This window comes from Streptomyces niveiscabiei (assembly GCF_001419795.1).
Lineage (GTDB): Bacteria > Actinomycetota > Actinomycetes > Streptomycetales > Streptomycetaceae > Streptomyces > Streptomyces niveiscabiei.
This window is the reverse complement of the sequence record NZ_LIRL01001302.1, coordinates 1-1930: the sequence shown is the minus strand read 5'-3', so window position 1 is coordinate 1930 and position 1930 is coordinate 1. Positions and strand designations below refer to the sequence as shown.

The 1930-nt window shown below is 71.0% G+C and carries 3 protein-coding genes; all 3 read left to right on the top strand.

The window, feature by feature from the left end:
* A partial coding sequence (locus AOK24_RS43385) for an ATP-binding protein (RefSeq protein WP_478078796.1) occupies window positions 1–432 on the top strand: 432 nt, incomplete at its 5' end.
* Window positions 429–1112, top strand: coding sequence for a response regulator transcription factor (locus AOK24_RS43380; RefSeq protein ID WP_055725332.1), 684 nt, complete (start codon window positions 429–431; stop codon window positions 1110–1112). The genes AOK24_RS43385 and AOK24_RS43380, both read left to right, overlap by 4 nt.
* A 284-nt stretch (window positions 1113–1396) precedes the next feature.
* Window positions 1397–1930 (top strand): MMPL family transporter (locus tag AOK24_RS43375; RefSeq protein WP_159052217.1); only part of this gene is annotated, 534 nt, incomplete at its 3' end.

The window sequence follows — 1930 nt, the reverse complement described above, 5'->3', positions numbered from 1 at the left end:
GGGTTCGGAGGCGGTGCCCTCGTTGGTGACGGTGATCAGGAGGCGGGAGCGCTTGTAGGCGAGGCGGATCTCGGCGCCGTGGCCGTGCCCGTGCTTGGTGACGTTGGTCAGCGCCTCCTGGATGATCCGGTACGCGGTGAGGTCGACGCCGGGCAGGAGGGGCTGACCAACGTCACCAAGCACGGGCACGGCCACGGCGCCGAGATCCGCCTCGCCTACAAGCGCTCCCGCCTCCTGATCACCGTCACCAACGAGGGCACCGCCTCCGAACCCCCCACCCCGGGCGGCTTCGGCCTCATGGGGATGCGCGAACGCGCCCACTCCGTCGGCGGTGACCTCCACGCCGGGCCCCGCCCCGAGGGCGGCTTCCAGGTGACCACGGCCCTCCCCCTGCACCACCGCAGCCACCCCGAAGACGAGGCACCCCTGTGACGATCCGTGTCCTGCTCGCCGACGACCAGGCCCTCCTGCGCGGCACCTTCCGCCTGCTCATCGACTCCTGCGACGACATGGAGGTCGTCGGGGAGGCCGCCAACGGGCGCGAGGCCGTACGGCTGACCCGGGAGCTGCGGCCCGACGTGGTCCTGATGGACATCCGCATGCCGGGCGCGGACGGACTCGCCGCCACGGCCGAGATCTGCGCCGACGACGAGCTGTGCGGGACCCGGGTGCTGGTGCTGACCATGTTCGAGACCGAGGAGTACGTCGCCCAGGCGCTCAAGGTCGGGGCCAGCGGGTTCCTCGGGAAGTACGTCACCACCGACGTCCTGCTCAACGGCATCCGAGTCGTCGCCTCCGGGGAGGCGCTGCTGTCGCCGGGGGCCACCCGGGCGCTGATCACCCGGTTCCTCACCTCCCCCGCCGCGCCCGGCAACCTCCTCGCCGCCCCCGAGAAACTCGCCGAACTGACGCCCAGGGAACGCGAGGTCACCGTGTTCGCGGCCGAGGGCAAGTCCAACGACGAGATCGCCGGGGAGCTGACGCTGAGCGTGCTGACCGTGCGCACGCACATCCATCGCGCCATGACCAAGCTCGGCGCCCGCGACCGGGCCCAGCTCGTCGTCATCGCGTACCAGACCGGGCTCGTGCGTCCCTCCCCGCACGGGTTCTGACGTACCGCGTTCGTAGTACGCGGGTGACGGCCGTGGTACGACGGCGCGGGCGGGGCCGTCGATGAGCCTGGGCGGGGCGGCGGGCTTCCGAGGCAACGGTGTACGGGGCCGGCCGCGGCGGTCCTCCGTGTAGTCCTCGGGTAGGAGGCGGGGACTACCGAAGTACCACGGTTTCGGTAGGGCATTCCACGGTTTCAGCAGGTCAAAGAGGGAACGACGGTACGACGCCAAAGGGCTTCTTCCCAAGGAGGCTTGAGACGAACCCGAGATTCTGGAGTACCGCCTTGGCCACCTTCCTGCACCGACTGGGCCGCCTGGCCTTCCGACGACGCTGGTACGTCGTCCTGATCTGGGCCGCCGTCGTCGCCCTCGTGGGCCTCGGCGCCATGAAGGCCCCCGGCACCACCGACGAAGAGTTCTCGATGCCCGGCATCGAGTCCCAGAAGGCCTTCGACCTCATGGAGCAGCGCTTCCCGGGCGCGGCGGCCGACGGCGCCACCGCACGGGTCGTGTTCGTCGCCCCCGACGGGCAGAAGGTCACCGCCACCGAGAACAAGAACGCCATCGAAGAGGCCGTCGGCTCGCTCAAGGACGGCTCTCAAGTCGCCGGGGTCGCCGACCCGTTCACCGCGAAGGCGGTCAGCGAGGACGGGTCCACCGCGTACGCCGTCGTCACCTACAAGGTGACCGCGAACGAGGTCTCCGACGCCAGTCACCACGCTCTCGACAAGGCCATCGACCAGGCCCGCGACGCCGGGCTCACCGTCGAGGCGGGCGGTACGGCGATGGAGGCGGGGGCCGGGCCCGGCCCCCGCCTC